Origin of the sequence: Butyrivibrio sp. WCE2006 (assembly GCF_000701985.1) — a bacterium.
GTDB lineage: Bacteria > Bacillota > Clostridia > Lachnospirales > Lachnospiraceae > Butyrivibrio.
Genome location: NZ_JNKH01000038.1, coordinates 1 through 24,575 on the forward strand (window position 1 = coordinate 1; position 24,575 = coordinate 24,575).

Annotated in this window: 27 protein-coding genes, 4 tRNA genes and 1 rRNA gene; 28 read left to right on the top strand and 4 right to left on the bottom strand. The window is 37.6% G+C overall.

The window, feature by feature from the left end:
• The 5 genes from T501_RS16215 to T501_RS16235 form a co-directional block, all read left to right on the top strand.
• A 23S ribosomal RNA gene (locus tag T501_RS16215) occupies window positions 1–216 on the top strand; the annotation flags it as partial.
• Between the two features lie 210 nt (window positions 217–426).
• Window positions 427–499, top strand: a tRNA-Asn gene (locus T501_RS16220).
• Window positions 500–550: 51 nt separating this feature from the next.
• Window positions 551–622, top strand: a tRNA-Glu gene (locus T501_RS16225).
• 9 nt (window positions 623–631) lie between these two features.
• Window positions 632–705 (top strand) — tRNA-Ile (locus T501_RS16230).
• A gap of 38 nt (window positions 706–743) precedes the next feature.
• A tRNA-Leu gene (locus T501_RS16235) sits at window positions 744–829 on the top strand.
• 197 nt (window positions 830–1,026) lie between these two features.
• On the opposite strand, the gene T501_RS20445 is transcribed toward T501_RS16235, so the two are convergent.
• The 4 genes from T501_RS20445 to T501_RS16255 form a co-directional block, all read right to left on the bottom strand.
• Window positions 1,027–2,313, bottom strand: a complete 1,287-nt coding sequence (locus T501_RS20445; protein ID WP_050008361.1) for a tyrosine-type recombinase/integrase — start codon at window positions 2,311–2,313, stop codon at window positions 1,027–1,029.
• A gap of 134 nt (window positions 2,314–2,447) precedes the next feature.
• Window positions 2,448–3,803, bottom strand: a complete 1,356-nt coding sequence (locus T501_RS16245; protein WP_044916143.1) for a virulence-associated E family protein — start codon at window positions 3,801–3,803, stop codon at window positions 2,448–2,450.
• On the bottom strand, window positions 3,772–4,401 hold the full coding sequence (locus tag T501_RS16250; RefSeq protein ID WP_044916145.1) for a CHC2 zinc finger domain-containing protein: 630 nt from the start codon (window positions 4,399–4,401) through the stop codon (window positions 3,772–3,774). The genes T501_RS16245 and T501_RS16250 overlap by 32 nt, the downstream gene beginning before the upstream one ends.
• Window positions 4,402–4,411: 10 nt before the next feature.
• Window positions 4,412–5,665: a coiled-coil domain-containing protein gene (locus T501_RS16255; protein WP_044916147.1), complete on the bottom strand. Its 1,254-nt coding sequence runs from the start codon at window positions 5,663–5,665 to the stop codon at window positions 4,412–4,414.
• Between the two features lie 798 nt (window positions 5,666–6,463).
• Here T501_RS16255 and T501_RS16260 point away from each other — a divergent pair.
• The 23 genes from T501_RS16260 (at window position 6,464) to T501_RS16375 (ending at window position 24,493) form a co-directional block, all read left to right on the top strand.
• Window positions 6,464–7,567 (top strand): PDDEXK nuclease domain-containing protein, encoded by a 1,104-nt coding sequence (locus T501_RS16260; RefSeq protein ID WP_044916208.1) that lies wholly within the window; start codon window positions 6,464–6,466, stop codon window positions 7,565–7,567.
• Window positions 7,568–7,595: 28 nt separating this feature from the next.
• Entirely contained in the window at window positions 7,596–8,075 is a 480-nt protein-coding gene (locus T501_RS16265) for a GNAT family N-acetyltransferase (protein WP_155994897.1), read from the top strand.
• Complete coding sequence (locus tag T501_RS16270) at window positions 8,072–8,839, top strand: class I SAM-dependent methyltransferase (protein WP_050008362.1); 768 nt, start codon at window positions 8,072–8,074, stop codon at window positions 8,837–8,839. The genes T501_RS16265 and T501_RS16270 overlap by 4 nt, the downstream gene beginning before the upstream one ends.
• Window positions 8,840–8,867: 28 nt before the next feature.
• Window positions 8,868–9,377 (top strand): GNAT family N-acetyltransferase, encoded by a 510-nt coding sequence (locus tag T501_RS16275; protein WP_044916153.1) that lies wholly within the window; start codon window positions 8,868–8,870, stop codon window positions 9,375–9,377.
• A gap of 68 nt (window positions 9,378–9,445) precedes the next feature.
• Window positions 9,446–10,360, top strand: coding sequence for a DUF4747 family protein (locus tag T501_RS16280; RefSeq protein WP_044916156.1), 915 nt, complete (start codon window positions 9,446–9,448; stop codon window positions 10,358–10,360).
• A gap of 5 nt (window positions 10,361–10,365) precedes the next feature.
• The gene (locus T501_RS16285) at window positions 10,366–11,097 is read left to right on the top strand and encodes a hypothetical protein (RefSeq protein ID WP_044916159.1); all 732 of its coding nucleotides are present in this window, start codon (window positions 10,366–10,368) and stop codon (window positions 11,095–11,097) included.
• Window positions 11,098–11,120: 23 nt separating this feature from the next.
• Window positions 11,121–11,651 (top strand): hypothetical protein, encoded by a 531-nt coding sequence (locus T501_RS16290; protein WP_044916162.1) that lies wholly within the window; start codon window positions 11,121–11,123, stop codon window positions 11,649–11,651.
• 510 nt (window positions 11,652–12,161) lie between these two features.
• On the top strand, window positions 12,162–12,794 hold the full coding sequence (locus T501_RS16300; protein WP_155994898.1) for a phospholipase D-like domain-containing protein: 633 nt from the start codon (window positions 12,162–12,164) through the stop codon (window positions 12,792–12,794).
• Between the two features lie 63 nt (window positions 12,795–12,857).
• Window positions 12,858–14,594, top strand: a complete 1,737-nt coding sequence (locus tag T501_RS16305; protein ID WP_155994899.1) for a hypothetical protein — start codon at window positions 12,858–12,860, stop codon at window positions 14,592–14,594.
• 80 nt (window positions 14,595–14,674) lie between these two features.
• Window positions 14,675–15,025, top strand: coding sequence for a DUF5674 family protein (locus T501_RS16310; RefSeq protein ID WP_049945693.1), 351 nt, complete (start codon window positions 14,675–14,677; stop codon window positions 15,023–15,025).
• Window positions 15,010–15,309 carry a hypothetical protein gene (locus T501_RS16315; RefSeq protein WP_026509774.1) on the top strand — a complete coding sequence of 100 codons (300 nt, stop codon included), beginning with the start codon at window positions 15,010–15,012 and terminating at the stop codon, window positions 15,307–15,309. The genes T501_RS16310 and T501_RS16315 overlap by 16 nt, the downstream gene beginning before the upstream one ends.
• Before the next feature lie 386 nt (window positions 15,310–15,695).
• Window positions 15,696–16,226 carry a nucleoside/nucleotide kinase family protein gene (locus tag T501_RS16320; RefSeq protein ID WP_026509775.1) on the top strand — a complete coding sequence of 177 codons (531 nt, stop codon included), beginning with the start codon at window positions 15,696–15,698 and terminating at the stop codon, window positions 16,224–16,226.
• 22 nt (window positions 16,227–16,248) lie between these two features.
• Window positions 16,249–16,734, top strand: coding sequence for an NUDIX hydrolase (locus T501_RS16325; protein WP_044916174.1), 486 nt, complete (start codon window positions 16,249–16,251; stop codon window positions 16,732–16,734).
• Window positions 16,735–16,762: 28 nt separating this feature from the next.
• The gene (locus T501_RS16330; RefSeq protein WP_026509776.1) at window positions 16,763–17,161 is read left to right on the top strand and encodes an ATP-binding protein; all 399 of its coding nucleotides are present in this window, start codon (window positions 16,763–16,765) and stop codon (window positions 17,159–17,161) included.
• A 197-nt stretch (window positions 17,162–17,358) separates the two neighbouring features.
• A complete protein-coding gene (locus T501_RS16335) occupies window positions 17,359–17,619 on the top strand; it encodes a hypothetical protein (RefSeq protein ID WP_044916177.1) in 261 nt (86 codons plus the stop codon).
• 239 nt (window positions 17,620–17,858) lie between these two features.
• Entirely contained in the window at window positions 17,859–19,178 is a 1,320-nt protein-coding gene (locus tag T501_RS22225) for a tyrosine-protein phosphatase (protein WP_242845550.1), read from the top strand.
• Complete coding sequence (locus T501_RS16345) at window positions 19,168–19,665, top strand: P-loop nucleotide/nucleoside kinase family protein (protein WP_442856385.1); 498 nt, start codon at window positions 19,168–19,170, stop codon at window positions 19,663–19,665. The genes T501_RS22225 and T501_RS16345 overlap by 11 nt, the downstream gene beginning before the upstream one ends.
• Before the next feature lie 121 nt (window positions 19,666–19,786).
• Window positions 19,787–20,386, top strand: coding sequence for a GNAT family N-acetyltransferase (locus T501_RS16350; RefSeq protein ID WP_044916183.1), 600 nt, complete (start codon window positions 19,787–19,789; stop codon window positions 20,384–20,386).
• A gap of 104 nt (window positions 20,387–20,490) precedes the next feature.
• A complete protein-coding gene (locus tag T501_RS16355) occupies window positions 20,491–21,300 on the top strand; it encodes an SDR family oxidoreductase (RefSeq protein ID WP_044916185.1) in 810 nt (269 codons plus the stop codon).
• Window positions 21,301–21,340: 40 nt separating this feature from the next.
• Window positions 21,341–21,931, top strand: coding sequence for an HD domain-containing protein (locus tag T501_RS16360; RefSeq protein ID WP_044916186.1), 591 nt, complete (start codon window positions 21,341–21,343; stop codon window positions 21,929–21,931).
• A 262-nt stretch (window positions 21,932–22,193) separates the two neighbouring features.
• Window positions 22,194–22,724 carry a cysteine hydrolase family protein gene (locus T501_RS16365; RefSeq protein WP_044916188.1) on the top strand — a complete coding sequence of 177 codons (531 nt, stop codon included), beginning with the start codon at window positions 22,194–22,196 and terminating at the stop codon, window positions 22,722–22,724.
• A complete protein-coding gene (locus tag T501_RS16370) occupies window positions 22,721–23,350 on the top strand; it encodes an HAD family hydrolase (protein WP_050008363.1) in 630 nt (209 codons plus the stop codon). The genes T501_RS16365 and T501_RS16370 overlap by 4 nt, the downstream gene beginning before the upstream one ends.
• A gap of 384 nt (window positions 23,351–23,734) precedes the next feature.
• Window positions 23,735–24,493 (top strand): class I SAM-dependent methyltransferase, encoded by a 759-nt coding sequence (locus tag T501_RS16375; protein WP_044916190.1) that lies wholly within the window; start codon window positions 23,735–23,737, stop codon window positions 24,491–24,493.
• Window positions 24,494–24,575: the final 82 nt, after the last annotated feature.

The window sequence follows — 24,575 nt, forward strand, 5'->3', positions numbered from 1 at the left end:
CTGGTGTATCAGCTGCATCGCCAGATGCATAAGGCTGGGTAGCCAAGTCCGGAAGGGATAAACGCTGAAGGCATCTAAGCGTGAAGCCCCCCTCAAGATGAGATATCCCTGCATTAGCAGTAAGACCCCTTAGAGACTATGAGGTAGATAGGCACAAGGTGTACGCACGGTAACGTGTTCAGCTGATGTGTACTAATAGGTCGAGGGCTTGTCCAATATGGATATAGAACGAAAAAGCGGATCAAAGATGAAGTATTCAGTGTTCGGTTTTGAAGGTACGGAAGGTTTGTGAGAACTGCTTCTTTTGCAGCGATTACTGTGTAATTCCTGCCGTGTGATTATAGTCACATGATGTACGTTTCAAACAGATCTTGGTATGCAAGTATCCCAGAGTCTGTTTGAACCGCACATAGCGCGGTTCAATTTTCCTCAATAGCTCAGTCGGTAGAGCATTCGGCTGTTAACCGAAGTGTCGTAGGTTCGAGTCCTACTTGGGGAGTTCGTTTAACGGAGTTAAACAAAAACATATCCTGTGAGGCAGGAAATATACGGCTCCGTGGTCAAGTGGTTAAGACATCGCCCTTTCACGGCGGTAACACGAGTTCGAGCCTCGTCGGAGTCATTTAATTAAGGAGCTTTAGCTCAGTTGGTTAGAGCAACCGGCTCATAACCGGTCGGTCCTGGGTTCGAGTCCCCGAAGCTCCATTTTAAAGTCGCTTAATAGCGGCTTTTTGTCAATAAAAGCCGGCGTGGCGGAACTGGCAGACGCCCGGGACTTAAAATCCCGTGGGTAGCGATACCCGTACCGGTTCGATCCCGGTCGCCGGCATTTTTGAGAGCTGTAAGCCTTGATTTATCTGGGTTTTTAGCTCTCATTTTTTGTGTATAGGGGTTCAAACGAGGTTCAGTGTTTTCAAAATGCTTGTAAATGCGATGAATACTGAACTTTTCAAAAATCGTTTGAACCTTTTTTCCTTTTCTGAATGTATAAAAGTTGTATGGATATACATCTTGTGCATAAAAACTTTATCCTACGCTAAGGATCTGATCGAGCTGATCTTCCATATCTGCTTCATCTTCCACAGCTTCGTAGATATAGTGTTCAGTCATTGCTCTGTTTGAGTGCCCCAATGTCTTCTGAAGATAACTCGTGCTCACTCCAGCAGCCTTCAAGGTAGATGCAACTGTAAAGCGGAGCTTATGACTTGAAAGATAAGGAACACCGGCATCATTGCAGTACTTTTTTAAACGTTCATTGAAAGTATCATTGTTGATTGTCCTTCCGTGGCACATGAAAAGGTATTCTCCATCAGGATTGATCTCAATGGCTTTTTTGATTATCTCCATTGCTTCTGGTATAAGAGTAATGTCTCTTACTGAGTAGAAGCTGTTTCCTTTTGGAAGTTTCTCATTAACGTGTCTTGGTGCTTTTGATACAGTCTTTTTGGCTGCATCTACTGTGAAATTAGACTCTTCAACAAGCTGATGCCCAATAGTGAGCTTATTGCCGTGAATATCAGATCTTCTTATGGCTCGGAGTTCTCCAACTCTGAAAGTCGAATACAGGGCTAGCTGAATTGCTAAAGTGTATCCATCCTGTTTAAGTGACCTCAGATGCTGTAGGAGCTTTTCCCTGTCATCAAGATGAAATGCTTTGTTAATGTGACGTGGCTCCTTGAACTTGAGCTCTGTGGTTCCTATAGATGGAATAAAGTTCATAGGAATGTATTCGTTTTCAGCGGCATAGGTGAATACTCCGTTTAGTGCTGACTTGCGGTTAACAAAAGCTTTTCTGGTGATAAGCCCAGGTCCTGTCCAGCGCTCAAACATATACTTGATGTCTTTCTTTTTGATAGACTCGATAGACATATCAAATATGGGTTCATTACTAAAGACATTCTTGAGCATGCTAAGATCTTCTTGGATGGTTTTCTTTGCTTTTACACCGTGCCTTATACGCATATCAACCCATTCCAGGTACACTTCATGGAAGGTGTGAACGAAGAAATAGTTGTAGAGCTTTTCAACAAGCTCTTCACGGCTCTTTGCGTAGAATGTTGGATTTTTGCTTTTCCACCTGCCATCAGACATGTGGTAGAATAATCCCTCCTTTGCGTTTGGATGTGCTGTGCGGTAGATATCCTCTACCAATTTAGTTTTTCTCTTAGAAATCATATTGTTTATTTCGCGGATCTCACCTGAGTCGAGATTATCAAATCTGACCATATTTTTCAATTGTGAGATGCTGTATGATTCCTCTTTATCCTGCTGAGTGACGATGCAGCAGAGAGCTTTACTTTTACCTTTTTTCATATTCCCCCAATAAAAAAAGGGAACCCTGTGAAAAGGATTCCCTTGTAAACGGATAAACAGCTTTTCCTCAAGATCTGTTTTTCCGTACTGTCTATTGTTGTTATTATATTATTCTTTTTTCTCTGTTTATCTGTTTAACTGTTTACAAATAGTTCCTGCTGGACGTAGGACTCCTCGGGTAGCGTATCACTTGCAGATGCCTCAATCGTATCGGAAGGCGAATCAGTCTTTTTTACCCTTACCCAGGCTCTTTGTATGCCATATTCAGAGAATTTGTGACTGGATAGCTTCTTGTAATCCTTAGCTTTGTTATCCATGATGCCTCTGATTTCATTCGACTCCCATTGCTTTGGGGTTTCATAACTAAAATGGTTCAAAGCTTCTTTGTAAAGCATCTTGACGCAAACGTATTCAGGCTGGTATTCATCAAGATAATTGATAATAGCAACTTCAGTAGGGTCTTCAGGACTGTAATTTTCCTGTATTGAGTTCAGAAGCTTTTGGAGATTCCTTGACAGTGTAAGAGAATAATCTCCGCTTTTATAGATGACCATTACCTCAGCCCATAGTTGCTCAATATAAGCACGGGATTCAGTTTCGTTATCAAGTATGTGGCACTCTGCCTGATCCATGTTGACTTCTATTGGAAGAAATCTTCTGTTCCCTGTCTTGTCCATGGGAAGGAATTCTATTTTGTTGGAAGTGCCTGCAAAGACACACTGCCTTGGTCTGTCTTTTGCGTATCTGTCATAAGGAGTGCGATAGTTGTCACATTGTCTGCTGATAAATGATTTTGTTTCCTCAACCATCTTTGCATGGAGAACTGCCAGCATCTCTGGTATCTCGATGATCCAATGCCCCTGAAGGTGCTGAAAGGCTTTGTCATCATCAAGACGCTTTATATCGTCAGTAAAAAATGAATCATCCATTGCAAGAAATCTCAAGAAGGTTGACTTTCCGGCACCCTGTCCACCGACGAGGCATAACATGTATTCAAACTTACAGCCAGGATTAAATACTCTGGCTATTGCTCCAAGCATAAATACTTTTAGGGATTCAGTTGCAAGTAATGTCCTTTTGACACCAAGAAAATGATGAAGCGCATATGGAAGCCTCTGTACTCCGTCCCATTTAAGAGAGAGGAGCTTTTCTCTTATAGGGTGATAGCTGTTTTCATTTGCTATAACTCTTACAGCACGCTCAATGTTCTTATCGAGCTTAAGACCATAAAAAGTCTCCATGTAAGTGATGATGTTATCAAGATCGGTATCTGTGATGTTTATGGAGTCTCTTTTCCAACCGAGCTCACGACAGATATCTATCTTCTGTGTGAGTTCGTTAAAGCGTATCGCTCCTTTAAAAAGGGGATCCTCTCTGAGGACAAGCTGACAGTTATAGTTGCTCTGTGTTGCCTTTCCTTTTTCATCACGATCAAGTAAGTCTGTTATATTTTTGTTCTCAGATGAGTTCTGAGTTTCTATGTTTGACATTTTCTATATCTCCTTTGTAGTTTTTTATAAATTCAATCTGTTCATCCTTATAGCCAAAGGTCAGCTGGTCTATCATCCATTCGACCTTATCGATATTGCCAAGCGCCTCATAAAAAAGAGGATTGCACTTATCAAGTTCATCCATGGAATAGGGTGCATATCTTTCCTTAAAGCTTTTGAGCTTATCCCGGTATTCATGCAAAGAAAAAAGAACATCATGAACGGATTGTTCATGTGCTCTTTGATGTTCAAATTCTTTTCTTCGCTTTATAATCTCAGGATCAGGAGAATATGACTTCCTGTCAGTAGACTGCATTGGCTCGTCATAGGTATTTTCGCTATAGATGATACTAAAGTCATCAGCAATTTTCTTTGCTGAATCGTATGGAGCAAGACCATACAGTTTACAGACAAAATCGATAACATCTCCTTTAGCTCCACATCCAAAACAAAAGTAACGGATATCAACCTTCATGCTGGGAGTATTGTCATTATGGAAAGGACAACGACATAAGCCACTCCGTCCAACTTTAATTCCATAAAAAGAAGCTGCTTCCTTAGTGGATACAGCTTCCTTCACTTTTTGAAATATGCTCATAATGATCACCTCACAGACTCTGATCCTGATTCTTTTTGTAAACATGATTAGACACTTCTTTGCTGTTCGTAGCAATATCATCTCTTTCTTTGTGAAGTGCTTCTAAAAGGCTTGGCTTTGCTTTTTCAGCAATCACTTTCGTGATATTTTCTTTTGTATTGGTATTAGCAAAAGACTTCTTTACTGCCTTTACAACTCTTGCCTTAACTGCCGATAAGCTGTTCAGAATTTTATCTACCTGTTCAATGGCAAATTTACTTACCACTTTAGAAAGAATGTTATCTGACTCCAGGATTTCTTTTTTGATGCGATTGATCTCCTTAACTTCTTCTTTTAGGACTCCTTCTGCGATACTGTCGACAAGAGATTCACATGCTTTGTCGTAAGCGATTTCAGAAAGTTCTTTGATAAAACCTTTTGTATCAGAAAGCTTCTCTTTCAATTCAAGGTATTCAGTCTGTTTTGTTTCATATTTTGCGGTGATATTCCCCAGATCTGTATTTATTTTGTCGATGATATATTCAGTCTTTTCTTTATACTTCTGACCACCATAGATTGGTTCTTCCTCGAGTTCAAGACCATATTTCTTGCAGATATCCATAAAGAGTTTTCTGCATTCAGCATCGAAGCTCATCTTTCGATTGTTATACTTACCGGACTTCTTATCAGGGAATGGAAGTTCAAAACCAAGTTCTTTAAGAGCCTGTTCCTGTTTGGGCTGACGATCTCCATATTTGTTGATAACATCAAAGACATGACGTTCATGGATGTGCGGGGTTCCTTCATCAAGGTGAAGGGCCCAGTCCAGAGTGTGAACATGACTTCCATATCTTTGACTGATCTCGCTGATAAGTTCACTAAAAGCCATTAACAATATTTCATAGTCAACATGATTGTCCTTGGTACCTATCTGGTATATTGTTTCCTCCGGACAGGTTTTGGGATTCGTCCTCAGGTCATCGGTTGTTCTGTTGCGTTCTGGATGTCTGGCTTCGATATTTCTTTGGTTCTGATGATCCATATGATCTTTGTAAAAGAGATCATAGAATTCTTTCTCTACTTTATGAAATGGGGTAGAGTTTTCATCGAGATCTTTATGCCTCACAAGTTTTTGGTCGATACAGTTCCAATAGATGTTGTTTTCCGTAAGCTCTGCATTGATGTCCTCTGCGTTTTCTACATCAAACTCTCTGTCATTATGAATTGGATTGTAAACTCCATGGGAACCTACTCTGCCATCATGGCGAGTTGCACGTTGTTTCATAATATAAATTCCTTCTTTCTTTATTTTTTTCTTTTCTTTTTTGTCATAAGGGCTAGCTACCTTTGTTAGGAAAATAGATGTGTTGCGACAAGCAATACCCAGTACCATGTGTCGCAAACGAACACATGACTGGGCGGGATTTCACCCTCGACCCGACAAAGGGGCTCTGCCCCTTGACCCCGTTTGTGAAAATGTGTGCACTCATTTTCACGAGCAGAGGTAAACCTCTGCCATTACTCCAGAGCAAAGAAAAAAGGACTACCCCTCTGACTGATCGGTGTCAGATGGATAATCCTCTTTTCTTTGTTCTGGTATTTTTTTTGGCAAAATAAAAAGCAACCTGTTCGGCTGCTTCAATAGTTCGTTAATGCTGATCGCATTATAATATTATCACGCTTATAATCGGGTGAAAATTTACAGTTGGTCTACAATTGGTCTACAAAAGATTTTGTTTATTTCTTGGTGATTATAATAATATCACCCATAAAAACAGATTGAAATATGCAATGTGTGACGTTTAGGGTGCATTTAGTGACGTTTTGGTTTCATTTAGTGACGTTTTGTGACGCTATTAAGGACAGGAATGGTCATGTCGTTTGCTCTTGGTAATTATAATGGTAGCATACTAATATTTTTGATAAAAGGTGAACTTTGAGTCACAAACGGGTCAAATCAGGGTCAAAAGAGGACTATTTGGAGAAAACTTATTATAACAGGCAGAATGTATGTTCTAAATCGTTGGAATGAGTTATAATATGAACACTGATCTTTATTTAGGGAAGGATAAGGTGTGTGACGTTGAAGAAAACAGACAATAGTAATGTTTTACTTTCAAATGATAAAGAATATATTGAATGGCTAAATTTTATAGAGGCAAGATATAGCCAATGTAAAATAAAAGCTGCTGTCAGTGTGAACAGAGAATTGATTGCGTTTTATTGGGATCTAGGCAAAGAGATTGTTGTTCGTGAAGCTGAAAAGAGATATGGAAGTGGGTTTTATAATAAGCTGAGCAATGACTTAAAGATAAGGTTCAATGCAGATTCAGGCTTTTCCAGTAGAAACATTCGCTACATGGTTCGGTTTTATCAGTTATATGATGGCTCATCAATTTTGCCACAAGCTGTGGCAAAATCTGAGAAAAATGATGGAAAGAAAAATTTGCCACAGCTTGTGGCAAATTTGACAACTGAGGATTTGTTCTCTGTTCCGTGGGGTCACCATAGAATCATTATCGACCGATGCAAAGATGATTGTAATAAAGCTGCGTTTTTTGTTAAAAAGACAATCCAAAACAATTGGTCCCGAGCAGTCTTGGATAATTTTATGAGCACAGATTTATATGCCAGGCAAGGAAAAGCTATTTCAAACTTTTCGTATGCGTTGCCTTCGGCTCAAAGCGATTTGGCTCAGGAGATGACAAAGGATCCATATAATTTTGATTTTCTCACACTGCAAGAAGATTATAATGAGAAGCAACTAAAGGATGCGCTCGTGGATAATGTGATTAAATTCCTTTTAGAATTAGGAAAGGGATTTGCATTTGTTGGACGAGAGTATCCACTTCCGATAGAGGGAACGGAAGAATACATTGATTTGCTTTTTTATCATCTTTGGCTGCACTGTTATGTTGTGGTTGAAGTTAAGGTTACAGCTTTTAATGCAAGGGACATTGGTCAAACGGCTACATACGTAGCTATAGCAGATGATCTGATTCGAAGAGAGGTAGATAATAAGACACTTGGTCTTATTATCTGCAAGAGCAAAAACAATGTGCTTGCCAAGTATGCAGTGGGAACCTCTAATGAGCCAATTGGAATATCAGAATATGAGCTATCAAATTTACTTCCTACTCCAGAAGAAATAGAGCAAAACTTATTAAAAGATTCTACTGAGGAATAATTATTATTTAAAGGAGAAAATCAGGTTAGTGAATTATAGAGTAGAGCTATGTCCAATGACAAGAAAACTCTGTCATGAGCTATATAAGTCATGGGAGAATGACGCTGCGATTTACATGGATATGTCAATGTTTAGGAAATATGTCTATAACAAGGAAGCAGTCGACCGCTATTTCGATTCAAAGCAAGACGTATCACGGCGCATATTTGCGATCATGTTTGAGGGCAGGCCCATTGGAGAAGTACAGCTAAAGCAGATTGATATGGAAAAGAGAGAATGTACCTTAAGTATTCATATGCAGAATGATTCTTTTAAGGGTAAAGGCTATGGTACAGAGGCGGAGATGCTTGCGATACAATATGCTTTCGATGAGATGGAAATGGAAGCTGTCAATGCTGATACAGTTGTAAAAAACGTAAGAAGCCAGCATATCCTTAATAAGATTGGGTTTGAATTTTTGAAAGAAGAAGGAGATTTTCGATATTACCGATTGGAGAAGTCGAGATGAAAGATTGGAATAAAGAGCTAGACTATTTACAAAGTACCCGTCAGAAAATGTGGAACGATGATTATTTTGAATTTCTTGTCAGGCAGGTTTGGAAAATAAACAGACCAGTTAGCATTCTTGACTTTGGTTGTGGGTACGGAGATCTTGGATTAAGATTATTGCCACTTGTTCCGTATGGAAGCAGCTATACCGGGGTGGATATAGCAGATGAACTGATAAATAAGGGAAGAGATATTTTTAAGACTTCAAAGTATGTAACCAGATTTGAAGTTGCTGATCTTTTGCAATATGAACCTATAGAGAAATATGATGTAGTCATATGCCAGTCTGTGCTTCGCCATATACACAAAACAAAAGAAGTATTAAAGAAGATGGTGGCATCCGCAAAGAAAGACGGATTGCTGATATGCATAGAGCCAAGCAGACGAATGGAAAATGCTGGACTTTACATTGATGCTCCAGGATATGATGTTTTTGAAAATGACCAGTTTCTTAAACAAAAGTGGCTTACAGAAGCTGAAACTGGTGGCAGAGACTTTTTAATTGGAATGAAAATACCGGACTATATGATAGAGCTTGGTTTGAAGAAAGTTGATGTTAGAGTCAATGATTATGCTGAATACATCAGCAGACATAATAATGAAAAATATATGGAAAGGACAAAATCCTTTATTCAGAATTATGGTGTAAATGAAAAATACTATGATGAAGATTACTATTTTTCTGCAAGATGTCATCTGATTTCTTACGGGGAGAAGTGCTAATAGGAGCAGGAATTAAGGAATAACAGGCATGAATATAAAAAAAATATCATCCCGATATACAGTCAAAATATTGGATGAAGAGGATATTGTAGACGTATATAATTTATGTAGACATAATGAACAGTATTATAGGTACTGTCCTCCTTTTGTGACAGAAGAGAGCATAAAAAATGATATGATAGCATGTCCTCCGGGAAAGACTCTTTCAGATAAATACTATGTTGGATATTATGATGGGGATAAGCTTTTAGCTGTATTGGATTTAATACTTGACTTTCCAAATGAAAGAACTGCTTTAATAGGATTTTTTATGATGGACTTGAAATGTCAGAATAAAGGATTGGGAAGTAGTATCGTGTCTGAGTTAAGTGAGGCATTAAGAAAGGAAAAGATTGATGCTATTCAGCTCGCATGGGTTCAGGCCAATCCACAGCCAGAATCTTTTTGGCATAAAAATGGTTTTATAGAAACCGGTGATATTAGCCATATGGATAACTATACAGTTGTTATAGCTCAAAAAAATCTGCGGAGTAACTAACACAAGAAGAATTATTAATTATTTAACTTAACTTGAGAATGATTATTTAATGGCTAGGAGGGACAAAGATGAATCGTACAGTATATTTCAGTAAAGTAAGTTTGAATTCGCAGGATGTGTATGATCTAGTTGATAATTACGATTTAAGATATAAAATTACAGGGGATATTCTTTATATGTTGAAACATGACTCCGAATTCTATGATGAGTATTCTTATGTGGATGATGATGGGGAGAGGCATGAGGGGGAAATAAAATACACTCTTTCAATAAAGGATAAAGATGAGTCCTCGATTTATGGATATTTGGATAGAACGACTAGTTTATTTGTTAAGAATCGTGATGATGCAACGGGAGAATTAAAAACTCGTCCAGTTGATGATACTGAGGCAGTGGAATTTTATTATGATGTTCTACATGAGTATGTGGCATTTTCTGTACGTAAACGATTTGGAAGGAATATGTTTAATGATGCATTTGCAAAGCTAATGAATCATTGTGCGCAGAAAGAAAACTTTATGTACTCATTTTACGTGGGGACATATAACGAGGGGATGTCTATTGATGAGATAAAAGAATCTATAAAACATGACAAGAATATTAAGCAGTTAATTATTACATACAGACCGGCTAATCCTGATGAAAAAATGATTAAAAAGGCAAAAGAGGCTAGTGAGAGCGATAAAATAAAAGCATCAAATGCTACTGAACGAAGTGTTATTTACAAGGCAAGGGGCAAAAATTGTATTGATGGAAGTGCAGACATAATTCAAGAAGACCTTAATAAACTTGTTGAGCTGAATGAGGGGATTTCAGTAGAGGAAATGACACAATTTAGTTATGCAGAAGTGAAAAGTACAAATGAACATGGGGCAGTGAAATCTACAGCCGATTCAAAGCCATTTATGCGCAGATTTAGAGAAAACGTAGATAGCTTTGTAGAGGAAGCCAAAATAGGTATAGCACAGATTTTGAGGAGGTGATATACATGTTCAAACAGTTTAGGGATTTCAAAAAATATAAAGAGTATATTTCATGGGAATTCGAAAACAAGTTTGCTTTTTGGGCAACATGTATAATGATTATTGTAGGATTGTTTGTTAAGCTATATGATAATTTAAATCTGTTTATAATTTTTATAAACGATATTTGTGTTGCCCTCATTGGAGCTTATGTTGGTTCTCTAGCTTTGATTTTTTCGGGAGTTGTTTTTTTGGGCGGATTATTAAATGGTAGGTTTGAAAAAGAACTGATTAAATATGCTGAAGATGATAAAGCTACTGAGAAACTATATTTGAGTTATTTGTTCTTAGCATTTAATATACTGTGTATGATAGTGGTGACAATCATATGTTTATTATTCATTCATAGCAATTTGGCTGAGCCTCCATTTGTAGCATTTGAGGCTATATTTTTTGTATATTGCTATTTTTCTTTTTTTATATTGGCTTATTTTGTGGCTATACTAAGAAATACAGTGGATTTAATTCTTATTTCTAAGAATGTTGAAAATGCAAAAGGCTTTTATGAACGAGCAAATGAAGTACGTGTTGATATGATTTTTCAATATTTATGTAGTAAAACGTCGCCAGAGGAAACAAAAAAGCTCTTGAAAGACTATATTACTCACTATATAGAGGTGTTAGATGATTCAGAAGAAATGAAAAATGAATTAAAAAAATACTTCTCTGAGTATTATTCATTTGAAGATAAAGAATAACATCAGAAATTCACGGAGAATGTATGGATACGGATGTTTTATTGACTTTACTAGGAGTAACGGGAACATTATTAGGAACTGTCCTTGGATGGGGATTGAATGAATTATCACAAAAAGGAAGACTTTTTGTGTACGTGAACAAATGGAGAGAAGAATATCAGAAGCAAGATGATTGCGGAGGTTTTATTGAGTGCAATTCTTGTGAGGCAGAGTATTACAATTTTTCACTTTCGATTGATGTATATAATAGCAGCAATGAAACTCATATTATGCGTGATATTACTATTGTTTATTTTGATAATAAAAAAAGAAGGCTTTTTGAATTAGTGCCGAAGGATGATAGTACTAAGCGTGTTGGTTTTAGTCCCGTACCAAATTATGATGAAATAGCTGTTGCTAATATTTCGGCCAAAAGTGCATTAAATATCAATCTTCATAATGGAATGAATAATAGCGATCCGAATTGGAGAGCTTTAAGTGAATCGGCCCAAATAATGCTTGAATATTTAAACGAAAAGAATAAGCGAAAGGCTATTCTTTTGTACAAAAGGTAATTTTACAAATGTGAGATGGAAGAATTCTTAAGTAGACGAAATGATCAATATTTACGGTGTGAATGATTATCACACTATTTATAAGATGCTTGATAGGTATTATGACGCTTCTGTTTATTTTTTATTTCTTAAGTGTAATATGATTTTGTTAAAGTTGCTTTATGCATAAATGATGTATATCCGCAACTAGGTTCAGAAGTGGGTTCATAATAAAAGGTGAGACCGCAAAGCTCCTTCCTATCAAGGCTTACAAGAACAAGGAAAGTTCGATCCCGGTCGCCGGCAGTATATTTGAAGAGAAGCATGCATTTGTGCTTCTCTTCTTTTTTAGCATGAAGTAGAATAATACTCATAAAATGCTTTCTTTGCTAAGGAGACTGGACATGTAGTTGGAATCACGTGACTTAAACACGTTAAGAAAAATCATAAGGGATTTAGAGGAAGAAAATCATAACCTAAAGTCTCTTTTATCAGATAAAGGCATTGCTTATGAATCCACAAGTGTTTTTTATGAGGATGTGTTTAACAGAGATGTTTATGATGCTTGGACCAATGAGGCACAAATATACCGCGAGACAGCAAGCTGATGAGCAGGGGATTGAAAGGCTTCTAGTACCGAGATTTACACGAGTTATCAATGTAACAGGGGAAGTACTGGATATAAATAAAGCGGACAGCCTTATTATTGAAAGTGAAGTAAGAAATGAGCAGATAGTCAGCGATGTTGAAAAAGCGATTTCTGATGGTAGGACACCTTCAGTGCTTACTAAGCTCAAAAAGCATGTGGATGTATTAAGGGAGAAATTGCAAAATAAAGCAGATCATGTATTCGTCATCTATGGAGATAAGCCAAGGCAGGAATCAGGTGTTAATATTGTGGTAATAACAATGAATCCAGAGACAGTGGGATATGAGGATACTATTGAGCTTGAACTTCTTATTGATGAACTCCAAAAAGCGGGTATTTTGGTGAGAACCCCCGATGATTACTCTGAATGCTATGCTGTCATAGACAAGACTATTGTCTGGCATGGCGGGATGAACCTTTTGGGAAAAACAGATGCTTGGGATAATCTTATCAGGATAGAAGATATCCACGCAGCAGAAGAATTGCTGGAAATTACAGAGCAGATGTTGAAATAAGTAAAAGTAAAAATTTGAATCTATTAGTTTGAGGAAGGATACAACATGAACCTGCCAAAATTTATGAGATTAGTAGATACAGAACTTGAAAGTATGTCAGAACAGGAGCTGAAGTCATGTCTTCGTGAATTGGCAAGAACTCTTCCTGAAAATGATAGAACTCATTTTCTTAGTATTATTGATAATAGAAGTGGAATAGTAAAACAGGACAGTGATGAAGAAAAATTATTAAAGAAAAAAGTCGAGGATATCATATCTGTACTTGAAGAAATTGGTGAAGGTGAGCGCTGTCTTGCCAGTGAGTATAATGAAGAGTGGGATGATTGGTACAATAGTGATGATGATGAAGTTTTTTTCTCGGATCCAGAGAAAATAGTACCTGATTTTATAACAGCTATCAGACTAATCCATGAATGTGTTGACACCGAGTCGTATACAGAGGGGTATAAACTGGCAAAGGTATTATCTTCAATCAGTATTTTCGCTGATGGAGATTGGGATGATTATTGCGGAGATTCTTTAGGAATAAAGGATTTATATGAACATGAACTTATAGTAGGTCTTTTTGACAAATTGGTTGCAGAATCATTATATCTGACATATATGGCTAAGGAATCAAGGGCACGTGCAAGTGAAATATATACAATGATGGGAAATTTTGACTGTAATGATCTTAGGCTTGAAGATGTAATGCAGATAGGAAATCATTCTCTTCCTGAGTTCAATACCTTTTTGTCAGATTGGATAACACTCCTTGGTGCTCATAATGACTGGAGAACTAAAAGGCTTTTAAAAGAAGCAGTTTCTATGATTCAAGATGAGTATCAGGCTTTAAATGTGGCTAGAACGCATGCTGTAACGCATCCGGAATTATTTAAGCAGATTCTGGAAACCGGGGAGTCTGACGCAGATCCAATCAAGTTGTTTAGGATAGGAACGGAAGCTTTGGATAAGATACCGGATAATCTAACTATTCGCGGAGAAATAGCGCTTTTAACTGCAAACTATGCTGGCAGGATAAATACACTACCAGGAGTAGAGCTATGTTGGTTAGAAGCTTTTAGATCAGATAGTTCTGTAGTTAATTATCTGCGTATTCGTTTTCTTACCAGGGTTTGGAAGGATTATGCCAAGCAAGTTGAAGATATTATTGAGAGTGAATATGCCAAGACATTATCCCGCAGCAAAAGTATAGATACGTATAATAGGGAATACATACTGAACGAAAATGCGTTATATAAAAATGATTATTGTACATTGCTTTTCTGGGAAAAGAAATTTGACGAAGTTTTTAACCTTGGGCTTTGTGAAAAACAGATGTTAGGATGGTCTAGTACCTTTATGAAGCAGGGGCTGGCTATGTTTATGCTGATTCTTTACGAAAGTGAAAAATACCAAAGCGGACTTCAGAGTATGGCTAGGTTAGCAGTGTCAGGATGTAAGCTTAATGCTGATGATTACTACAAAGGAACATGTGATTTGGAACACAAGGACAGTTATTCTTTGTTTATGGAGCTCTTTACTAACTTGAAGATGGAATTAGATGTCTCTGAAGATGATAAAATAAAGTGGCTTGATAAGATAGGAAAAATTATTGAAAAGCGAGTTGTTGCGATAATGGAGGCTGAAAGACGTAACTACTATGGGGAATGTGCATCATTTATTGCAGCTTTTGGTGAAGTAATTGAGTCAAGAGGGCAAAAAGAAGCAAAGCAGTCGCTTATGATGAGTTATAAAGCAAAGTATCCGAGAAGAAGGTCATTTATTCAGGCTTTGAAGAACTATGGGTTTAGAGCATAAATATGGTTTTTCAGCAGGAATAGCGTTGTTGGTTAGAAATAATCTGTTTTATAATAGGAATACGAGGGGAAAATCCACTGATGATTATTGTTGAAGAAGAAATAAAAATTGAACAGATGCCAGTTTTGGAAGACAAAATGTATTTCAATGAAGATGAAATGGTAAAGGCGGTAGCAGATGTTGATAAAGGGATACTTGCATTAAATGCAGAACTGCATTCAGATTTGGAACAGATGCTTTTGGAGAATGGATCAGATCAGAAGTCGTTATATGGATTCAATATATATTTCGATGGTGAAATTGAGTATGATTCTATGATTAACCCACCAAGAAACAGAGAGGCAGGATTCCCGCGTGTAGGGAGAGATGTTGCAGATCCGGTTGCAAGAGAAAAAATAAAGGAGCTAGTTGAAAAATGGATAAAGATTTGAGAACTACGTGGTTTGAAATGCCGGTTAGCATGCAGATTTCTAATATAGGTAGTGAGGTTTCCAGAGCAATTAATTGGAAAAATAAAGGTAATGAAAAAAGGAAAATAGGCTTTTGTGAAAAGGCGATTGAGTTTTTGCAACTTTCTATTGAAGATCCTAAGAACAGACATAGGATTGGGGAGTTTTCGTTTTGTATTGAGGAATTGAAAGATTATTTCCTTGGAGAGAATATTTACAAAACAACCGATGAGATGCTTCACAAGTATTACGATGCCTTTATTTGAAGTATATAGTTTTGTATGAGTAATGATATTTAAAGTGATTAAGTAAAAATGTGTATCCTTTACTACACGAAAATGGTACAAATTTGGTACAAAAAAGAGGCGTGGTCGGCGAAGCCCCTTTCTCTGCGGTTTTGCGGGACTACTAAAAGTTCAATCCCGGTCGCCGGCATTTGATAGTGGTCGCAAACTCAGATATTATCTGGAGTTGCGACCTTCTTCTTTTTTATATATGGCGTACGGATATTTGCAGAGAAATATACAAGAAAGCTGATGCTATATCAAGGGCTTTATTACAGTTAATATAAGGAATTAGATAAGTGTTTTTGACGAAGATATTTGAATTTACCCTTGGGGCATAGTTTATCATTACGACAAGAGCTATATTAATGAAAATCATTGCTATCGGTGCGGTAACAGCAGGAGGAAAAACATCTGCAATCAATCAAATTGTTGGAAGGATTCCAAGGGCTGTAGCGCTACACTTTGATGAGTACTCTTTTGAAGGCGAGGTTGAGGATTTTGGTCTGTGGGTTAAAAATGGAGCCGATTACAATGTTTGGAATTTAAGCCCATTGAAGGATGATATAGAAAAAGTAATTGGTATCGGTAAATATGAGTATTTATTTTTGGACTACCCATTTGCGTACCAGAATAGCTTGATTAAAGATTATATTGACTGCGCTATTTTTATAGATACGCCTCTTGATATAGCTTTAGCCCGAAGAGTGTTACGTGACATGCAGGAAGCATCTGCAGATAAAATAAGGTATGAGATGGAACTTTATCTGAAACATTCCAGAGCCGCCTATACACAAATGCTAAAGGATATTAGAACAACTTCAGATTATGTGGTTGATGGCGCGCAAGAGCTTGAAACAGTTGTGGAACATATCATAAGAATAGTAGAAAAAGTTTAACAGGCTATTTTGAGGGAAAATAATGCAGATTGATGATTATATAGAATTGTACAAAAAAGGCGGCTATATCAAGGAAATGCGCAAGCATGTAGGGCATGCTCCTATAATGACCTGTGCCTGTGGAGTGATAATCGAGAATGACAAAGGAGAAATCCTGTTACAGAAGAGGCAGGACAATGGCTGCTGGGCTATAATCGGTGGTTCAATGGAGATGGGAGAAACATTTGAAGAAACCATCAGAAGGGAAACTGTGGAAGAATCCGGTCTTTCTTTAGGCAAACTGGAAGTGTTTCAGCTTTATTCTGGAAAAGACCGCATTATCCAGTACCCAAATGGAGATGTCTGCTTTGGACCGGGCATTGTGTTTATTACAAGGGAATATGAAGGGGATATCATCAATGACCCCGAAGAAGTGATGGAGCACAGATTTTTCAAGAAAACCGAACTACCGGATAACTTAAATGAATACGATAAGAAAATCATACTTGAGTGGGCGAATAGAGGTTAAGTGACTATAGTAAGCATTTTCTGAGGCTGTGATCAATTCCATTGTTCATAATCACTGGGTTGAGCAGAATGCACCTTCTTTCACAGCATACAAAGATAGGCTGGAAATTCTTTCAAGAGGAAATCTCCCACCTAAACAGACAATGGAAGGCTTTTTCTTAGGAGAGTCTGTTCCGGTCAATCGAAAACTGTCGGATATCTTTTTACAGCTCCATATAAGCGAGCGTTCAGGGAGAGGTATACCAAGAACAGTTGGAAAATACGGAAGAGATGCAATTGAGTTTAGAGATAACACTATTCTTGTAACTATACCATTTGATAGATTACAGCAAGATATGGGTACAAAGGCTGCAAGTAATACAGTAAACAGAAATGACCGAAGTTTTGACCGAAGTTTAGATAGATATGCTGTTGATAATTTGGCTTGACCACTGGTAGACAAGGAAATTTTTAACAGAATTCCAGTTCATCAAGAGAACTTCTAAGAAATACTTAGTAGTTCGACAAGTTGGAGAAATTGATTTTTACCGTAAACTCCTTCCAGGATATTTGTATAGAATGAGGATATGGATGAAGAAGAAAAAATAGGTTATAAAAACATAATAGTATAGGGAGTTGTGGGGAAATGGCATCATCAATGGTTCATTACATAGTTTCTCGGTTTGTGGCAAGAGAACTCGGAGTAGGAGATTTAAATATGTTCCTTGTAGGATCCGTTCTTGCACCTGATACTGGGAATAAAGAAGATGGAAGTTACTGTAAATTACATTACATGGATATTCGTGAAGAAATAGCTCGGAAAGGTTTTAATTGGAGAACATTCATTGACGAGCATGCCGATAAGATGCATGAGGATTATTACAAAGGATATTGCTGTCATCACTAGATCATTATGGTAAACAAAGTTTTAAGGGAAAATCTGTGGTTGCAAAAGTCTGTGAAAGGTATTTGATGCTTAATGCAATACATGTATCAGGCAACGAATTGGGTAGTAATGGAACTACCCAATCGGTGAACGAGAAGAAATTAGTTGTCAGAAACAGAGTTTCAGTTCTTGGTAGAAGGAAACGAGTATGATCATATAATACGAGGAAAATTCATTGGCTTTGGGAGGAATGGGGATATATGGCATCAAGTATTATACATTTGGCGGTTACAAATGAACTTACGAAAAGGCATACATTCAATGATGAGGGAAGGCTAAAGTTTGGGGCGATTCTTCCGGATGCAGGAAAAGGAAAGGCAAGCCATTTAAACAAATATGTATGGGGATTTAATCGAAAGGCATATGATTTTGAGCTTTTCAGGTCTAAGTATGGAGAACTGATGAAGACAGATGATCTCTATATAGGCTATTATCTGCATCTTGTTCAGGATATTTGCTATAGACATTTTGTTTTCGACAAATATAAGTGGAATCCCATGATACCGGGGAATGTGGAGAAGCTTCATAAGGATTATTCAATAATAAATTATTATGTTGTCACACAGTACGGACTTAGCAATGATATTGAAGTGCCTGATAAATTCGAAGATGAGCTGATAGCAAGCTTATGTACTTATGATATTGATGGACTAATGAAGTCGATGGCTGACTATTTTGTTCCAGTACCTGACGATGATATTTTCTTTTTTACAGAAGAGATGGCTGATGAGTACATAGCAGAGGCTGTGGAATTGTGCCTTAAGGAACTAAAGGCATTAGAAACAGGAGAAGGTTTGATTGATAGCTACGACAATGCATGGGACAATAAGACATATTCTTTGCTTGAAACGACCTTAAATACCAGAGATTTAGGCGGATATAGAATTGACGGAACAGAGCGTTACACCAAGTATGGCAGAATAATACGGAGTGATGTTGCAAATTATCCATCTGAGAAAGATATATCATTTTTAAAGAACTCTTCAACTACAACGATTATCGATACCAGATCTACAGAAGAAAAAGAAAGAAAGCCTCATGGACTTGCGAATATGGAAGGCTTTGAATATTATGATATTCCAATAGAAGAAGGTAGTGGAGTTCCGGAAAGTGTAGAAGCTGTCCCGGAGAGCTACTATCAGATCGCGCATGCAGCTAACATTGGTGAAGTGTTTAGGACAATAGCAAACGCAGATTCTTCGGTTATGTTTAATTGCACTGCGGGAAAAGATAGGTCAGGGGTAATATCTGCGCTTTTACTGTGGCTTTGTGGTGTTAGGAAAAGCGATATTGTTTATGACTATATGAGGACGAAAGAAAACAATAAGAAGCGCTTTGAGCAGATACAGCAGAATTTTCCGGATCTGGATATGAAGATTGTTATTCCAAATGAGAATAATATGATCAAGTTTATGGAGATGATAGAAGCTAATCATGGAACTGTTCAGAATTATTTCACGTCAATAGGAATTACGCCTGATATTCAGCAAAAGATTATAGAAAAACTATGTGAAGGATAAAGGGGATTTAATATATATGTCTAAGGTAATAATGACCTGCGGATTAATTTGTTGTGGGAAAAGCACATATGCCAAAAGGATTAAGAGCGAGAGCGGTGCAGTCATTCTCTCTATTGATGAGCTAACGCTCTCTATGTTCCCAGAGGGAGCTGGAGATATGCATGATACTTATGTAATGCGTGCAGAAAGGTACCTACTGGAATTATCTCTTCAGATTATGAATTCTGGAATAAATGTAATTCTTGACTGGGGACTTTGGAACAGAGCTACAAGGGATAGAATCAAAGAATTCTATGCTTCCCACGGAGATATAAAAGCAGAGCTGCATTATCTTAAGGTTTCACCTGAAGTATGGGAGGAAAGAATCAATAAAAGAAATGCATCGGGTGAAGCTGCGTATTATGTTGATGAAGGTTTGCTTAATAAGGTCAAATCATTATTCGAAGAGCCATCCGAAGATGAAGTAGATGTGCTAGTCGAGAGTTAACTACGAAGATGAGAAAGTCTAAGGTATATCTTTGGGATCTTAAGGAAGATATCGGCTATGTGGATGAAGTGGATGTAGCTATAGTAAAAATCTTGGGATAATGTGCTATTGGGGAGTTGGTATGAATATGATTAGTGTACACAGATTGACGCCTGATATGGCAGAGCAATATGTAGCATATTTTGATAATAGGGCATTTTCAGATGGTAGTGAGCAAAAAGGTTGTTATTGTGTTTGGCATCATTGGACTGAGCAGAAGGAAGCAGAAAGGAATGCACTTCCGGAAAATGAACGACCTTTCAGCAAAAGAAATTATGCATATGAATTGGTGAAGAATGGAAAGCTTAATGGGTTTGTTGCAATTTCTGATGGAGAGATTGTTGGCTTCTGCAATGCTGATTTAAAAGAAAACTACTTTAGACACAGTAGAGATAATGATCCTGAAAGCTGGGAGGGAATAGATTCAGATTCCAAGGTGTTAGCTATAGTATGCTATATCGTGGCTCCTGATATGAGGGGAATGGGAATAGCAGACTCACTATTGGAGTATGCCTGCGGTTATGCAGAAGAAAATGGCTTTGATTATATCGAAGGCTATCCATCTGATGGAGCATTTGATGCAAGAAATTGCGGTGGAACGGATTCAATGTATATTAAAAAAGGATTTCAAATTGGCCATTCCGGGAGCAGAATCATTGCAAGAAAAAAATTAGGAAACTAAGTAGAGGCTATTGTACTTTCTTTAACATTGGATAAGTGTTTTGACGAAGATAATTGACCTTGCCCTTAGGGCATAGTTTATCATTATGACGGAGCGACATATAAATGATACTTGTAACCGGAGCAAAAGGGTTTGTTGGCAGTAAATTAATGAAAATCTGCAAAGATGTGGTGGCCGCACCATCACTTAGAAATGCATCTTTGGATCAGATCAAGAGAATTGTTAGTGAGAGCGGTGCAGATACTATTGTGAATACTGCAGCTATTTCAGATATTGGGGAATGCCAGGAAAATCCGGAGGCATCATATATTGCAAATGTTCAGCTGCCGGTGTTTCTTGCTAAAGCATGCGAAGGGAGAAAACTTATCTGCTTCAGCTCTGATCAGGTATATGGCGGACTTGAAGACAATGGGCCTTATACAGAAGAAAATGTTAATCCGTCAAACATCTATGCAAAGCATAAACTTGAAATGGAACAGAGGGTGCTTGATATCTGCCCCGATGCAGTTATGCTTCGTGCTGAATGGATGTATGACTATTATGTAAAAAAATCCAATTACTATATGAACATTGTAAATGCTAAGGATGCGGTTGCGTTTAGTTCTCGGCAATATAGAGGCATCACTTACGTAAAAGAAGTCGCTGAAAACATGGAAAACGTAATATTATTGCCGGGCGGAATTTATAATTTTGGCAGTGAAACTACAAAATCCATGTATGAGGTAACAAGTCAGTTTATAAAAGAACTTGGCTTAGATATTCGGATAGAAGATGCACCTGCAAGGCACAATTTGTGGATGGACTGCAGTAAAGCAAAGAGACATGGTGTCATTTTTAGTGATGTTTCTAAAGCTTTAATGAAATGCGCAAAAGACAATGGATTTGAAATTAAGAATAATTCGGGAAAAGAGTGATTTTGCAGCGGACTTATAATTTCGAGTAATGGGAGGAACTATGCTACCAACAAGAAGGGAAGCAGAAAGACTTTTAGAGGAAGCAGTGAAGTATAATCCTGGACCATGGGGGAATCACAGCCGTGTTGCTGCGCATTGTGCAGAGAAGATTGCTTTAGGTTGTGAGGGGATGAATCCGGAGAAAGCCTATATTTTAGGACTTCTTCATGATATTGGAAGAAAGTTTGGAGTAAGCTATTTGAAACATGTTTATGATGGATATTCATACATGATGTCCTTGGGATATGATGAAGTTGCCAGAGTGTGCCTCACACATTCCTTCAACAACATGAGAGTTGATGAGTATGTTGGTAAGGTTGATACCTCAGATGAGGAGTATGAGCTGATTCAGACTGAGTTGGGGAAACTTTCAGCTGATGATTATGACAGACTGATCCAACTTTGTGATGCATTGGCCGGAAGTAAAGGTGTGATGAACATCGAAGAACGCATGAATGATGTCAAAAGCCGCCATGGAAATTATCCTCAGGCAAAATGGGATTCCAATATGCGTCTGAAAGCATATTTTGAAGAGAAAGCATCCAAAGATATATATGATTTGGTAGAAAAAGACAGTTATACGCTGGACTAATGGAGACTGATGGGGGAGACAAGAAATGCTATTTAAATTCTGTGCAGAATGTGGACATGAGTTTCAAGATATAAAATGCGGTGATGATGACTGTAAGATTTGTCCTTCCTGCAAGCGGATATATGGAAGAAATCCAATCCCTACTTATAGACGACAGCATTCGACAGTCATCTAATCTAAAAAGCCATTTAGCAGAATAAATTACTGTTGAGTGGCTCTTTTTCTGTTATAGTAAAAATATGTTTTTGTTGGAGGGTGTTCGATGAAGCTTATTGTTATAGATGTACAAAAAGGAATCACCGATGAAAGACTATATGATTTTGACGGATTCATAAGGAATGTGACAAATATCATTGATGCTGCAAGGAAGAATAATGTTGAGGTTATTTATGTTCAGCATGATGATGGCCCTGGAACTGGCTTTTCTTTTGGTGACAAGGATTTTGAGATAGCTGATCAGGTGGCTCCAAAGGAAAATGAGAAGATTTTCATAAAGACGATAAACAGCTGCTTTGGTAATAATGATCTTGCAAATTATCTCAGAGAATCCAAAGAAAAAGATTTGATGATAGTCGGATTGCAGACGAACTTTTGCATTGATGCCTCTGTGAAATCGGCTTTTGAAAGAGGATACAAGGTAATAGTTCCGAAAGGCACCAATTCTACTTTCGACAATGATTACATGGATAGAGAAACTACTTGCAAGTATTACAACGATATGATGTGGCCGGAAAGATTTGCAAGCTGCATTTCTGTTGATGATGCAATTAAGATGATAGAGGATTTGCGATGAAGCTGGATAACATAGAATGGCTCTTTTTTGATGTTGGCTCAACTTTGGTAAGCGAGGAAAAGCCATTTTTACATAGACTACACGAAATTGCTGATGCTGTTAATGAACCTTTTGATGCGATACAGAATAAGGTTACTCAGCTTTATAAGGAAAAGAAAAAGGGAGAACGAGTACTGATTCAGGAATATGGAATAGAAAGACCTCGCTGGAGAAGTGAAGATGAGGAATTGTTTCCGGAGTCATATAAGTGCCTTGAGCGATTGAGTAAGAAATATGAAATTGGAGTCATTGCAAATCAGATCCCGGGAACAGCAGCCAGATTGGAAAAGCATGGTGTTTTAAAGTTTATAGATATTGTCATTGCTTCTGCAGAAGAAGGATTAGAGAAGCCGGACAGGAGAATATTTGAACTTGCTTTATCAAGAGCTAGTTGTAAGCCTGAGAATGCTGTCATGATCGGAGATAGGGTTGATAATGACATAATACCTGCTAAGAAAATAGGTATGAAGACTGTTCGTGTGAAGCAAGGGATGTGGAAATACTGGGATGCTCTTGGCGAAGAGGAACAGGCAGATTTTGAGGTGGATGATCTGAACGCGGTAATAGAGCTGTTTGGTTCGTTATGAAATCTAAATGGATTCTGCAATGAAGGATTATTTTTGGTTAATAAGCTGGTTGACAACTATAATTTGCTATGTGGATTGCTTTTGGTTATCGTAATTGTTTGGAACTTTCAAAGAAGATACTGTTGGAAGAATGATTCAGGCAGTTGAATGGGGAATTCTGAGGCGTCATAAAAGTTCAATCACGGTCGCAGGTATTAAATGTGTGTGGCTTCAAACTTAGAATTTATCTAGATTTGAAGCTTTTTGTTTTACTAACGATTTAAGATGATATTTAATTATTGCGGAGATGTTCTCAAATACAGCTATTTTGTGGGAGATGCTCAATGGTTATGCTAAGATATGTAGGTATTTTCCAAAGCATAATTATATATGGGAGGATTGTAGATGCGGGATTATAGTGAGCAGCATAAAAAAGCATGGGAATATGATGCCTATGACTTTTGGGTTAAGACAAGCGGAACACCACAAGAAAGAGCACAGAAGGACATATCGGATCCAATAGGAATGCTCAAAAAATATGCCGTATATTTTGATTCTTTTGAAGGTATTAAGGTGGCAAATATCTGTGGCTCTTGTGGGAAGAAAGCTATTCCACTTGCTCTTCTTGGGGCAGATGTCACTGTTTTTGACATTTCTGAAGATAACAAAAAGTATGCTATGGAAGTAGCTGCTGCTGCAAATACTGAGATTACTTTTGAAGTTGGGGATGTGCTTGAAATAGACCTTGGTAGGTATGCTGAATACTTTGATGTAGTTTTTATGGAGGGAGGAATACTTCACTATTTTCACGATATTGATGAGTTTATGAAAATGATGAATGCTATTCTTAAGCCAGGCGGAAAGATAATCTGCAGTGACTTCCACCCTTTTACCAAAATATTTGATAGTTTAAAGCTGGAACAGCCTACGGGGAGCTATTTCTCTACTGATATATTTGAAGGTGAAATGGCACATGCCAGATTTTACGATGAAGAAATAAGAAAAAGCATCCCCAAATGCAGTTATAGAAAATACACGATAAGCGAAATTATAAATTCTATGCTAAGAAATGGATTTTCTATAAAACAGTTTGATGAGCACCCTTCCTGGGAAGATGAAAGGCTGCCAGGTGAGTTTACGGCGATTGGAATTAAGTGTTGCTAAAAATGGACATGGATATGGAAGAATTATCAGCTGATAATTCTTAATGATTCCCGGAATCCCCCAAAATGCAGAAATAACTGGA

Coding starts and splice junctions, on each gene's coding strand:
- T501_RS20445 (WP_050008361.1), bottom strand. CDS start 2,313: ATGAAAAAAGGTAAAAGTAAAGCTCTCTGCTGCATCGTCACTCAGCAG.
- T501_RS16245 (WP_044916143.1), bottom strand. CDS start 3,803: ATGTCAAACATAGAAACTCAGAACTCATCTGAGAACAAAAATATAACA.
- T501_RS16250 (WP_044916145.1), bottom strand. CDS start 4,401: ATGAGCATATTTCAAAAAGTGAAGGAAGCTGTATCCACTAAGGAAGCA.
- T501_RS16255 (WP_044916147.1), bottom strand. CDS start 5,665: ATGAAACAACGTGCAACTCGCCATGATGGCAGAGTAGGTTCCCATGGA.
- T501_RS16270 (WP_050008362.1), top strand. CDS start 8,072: ATGAAAGATTGGAATAAAGAGCTAGACTATTTACAAAGTACCCGTCAG.
- T501_RS16275 (WP_044916153.1), top strand. CDS start 8,868: ATGAATATAAAAAAAATATCATCCCGATATACAGTCAAAATATTGGAT.
- T501_RS16280 (WP_044916156.1), top strand. CDS start 9,446: ATGAATCGTACAGTATATTTCAGTAAAGTAAGTTTGAATTCGCAGGAT.
- T501_RS16285 (WP_044916159.1), top strand. CDS start 10,366: ATGTTCAAACAGTTTAGGGATTTCAAAAAATATAAAGAGTATATTTCA.
- T501_RS16290 (WP_044916162.1), top strand. CDS start 11,121: ATGGATACGGATGTTTTATTGACTTTACTAGGAGTAACGGGAACATTA.
- T501_RS16300 (WP_155994898.1), top strand. CDS start 12,162: ATGAGGATGTGTTTAACAGAGATGTTTATGATGCTTGGACCAATGAGG.
- T501_RS16305 (WP_155994899.1), top strand. CDS start 12,858: ATGAGATTAGTAGATACAGAACTTGAAAGTATGTCAGAACAGGAGCTG.
- T501_RS16310 (WP_049945693.1), top strand. CDS start 14,675: ATGATTATTGTTGAAGAAGAAATAAAAATTGAACAGATGCCAGTTTTG.
- T501_RS16315 (WP_026509774.1), top strand. CDS start 15,010: ATGGATAAAGATTTGAGAACTACGTGGTTTGAAATGCCGGTTAGCATG.
- T501_RS16320 (WP_026509775.1), top strand. CDS start 15,696: ATGAAAATCATTGCTATCGGTGCGGTAACAGCAGGAGGAAAAACATCT.
- T501_RS16325 (WP_044916174.1), top strand. CDS start 16,249: ATGCAGATTGATGATTATATAGAATTGTACAAAAAAGGCGGCTATATC.
- T501_RS16335 (WP_044916177.1), top strand. CDS start 17,359: ATGGCATCATCAATGGTTCATTACATAGTTTCTCGGTTTGTGGCAAGA.
- T501_RS22225 (WP_242845550.1), top strand. CDS start 17,859: ATGGCATCAAGTATTATACATTTGGCGGTTACAAATGAACTTACGAAA.
- T501_RS16350 (WP_044916183.1), top strand. CDS start 19,787: ATGAATATGATTAGTGTACACAGATTGACGCCTGATATGGCAGAGCAA.
- T501_RS16355 (WP_044916185.1), top strand. CDS start 20,491: ATGATACTTGTAACCGGAGCAAAAGGGTTTGTTGGCAGTAAATTAATG.
- T501_RS16360 (WP_044916186.1), top strand. CDS start 21,341: ATGCTACCAACAAGAAGGGAAGCAGAAAGACTTTTAGAGGAAGCAGTG.
- T501_RS16365 (WP_044916188.1), top strand. CDS start 22,194: ATGAAGCTTATTGTTATAGATGTACAAAAAGGAATCACCGATGAAAGA.
- T501_RS16370 (WP_050008363.1), top strand. CDS start 22,721: ATGAAGCTGGATAACATAGAATGGCTCTTTTTTGATGTTGGCTCAACT.
- T501_RS16375 (WP_044916190.1), top strand. CDS start 23,735: ATGCGGGATTATAGTGAGCAGCATAAAAAAGCATGGGAATATGATGCC.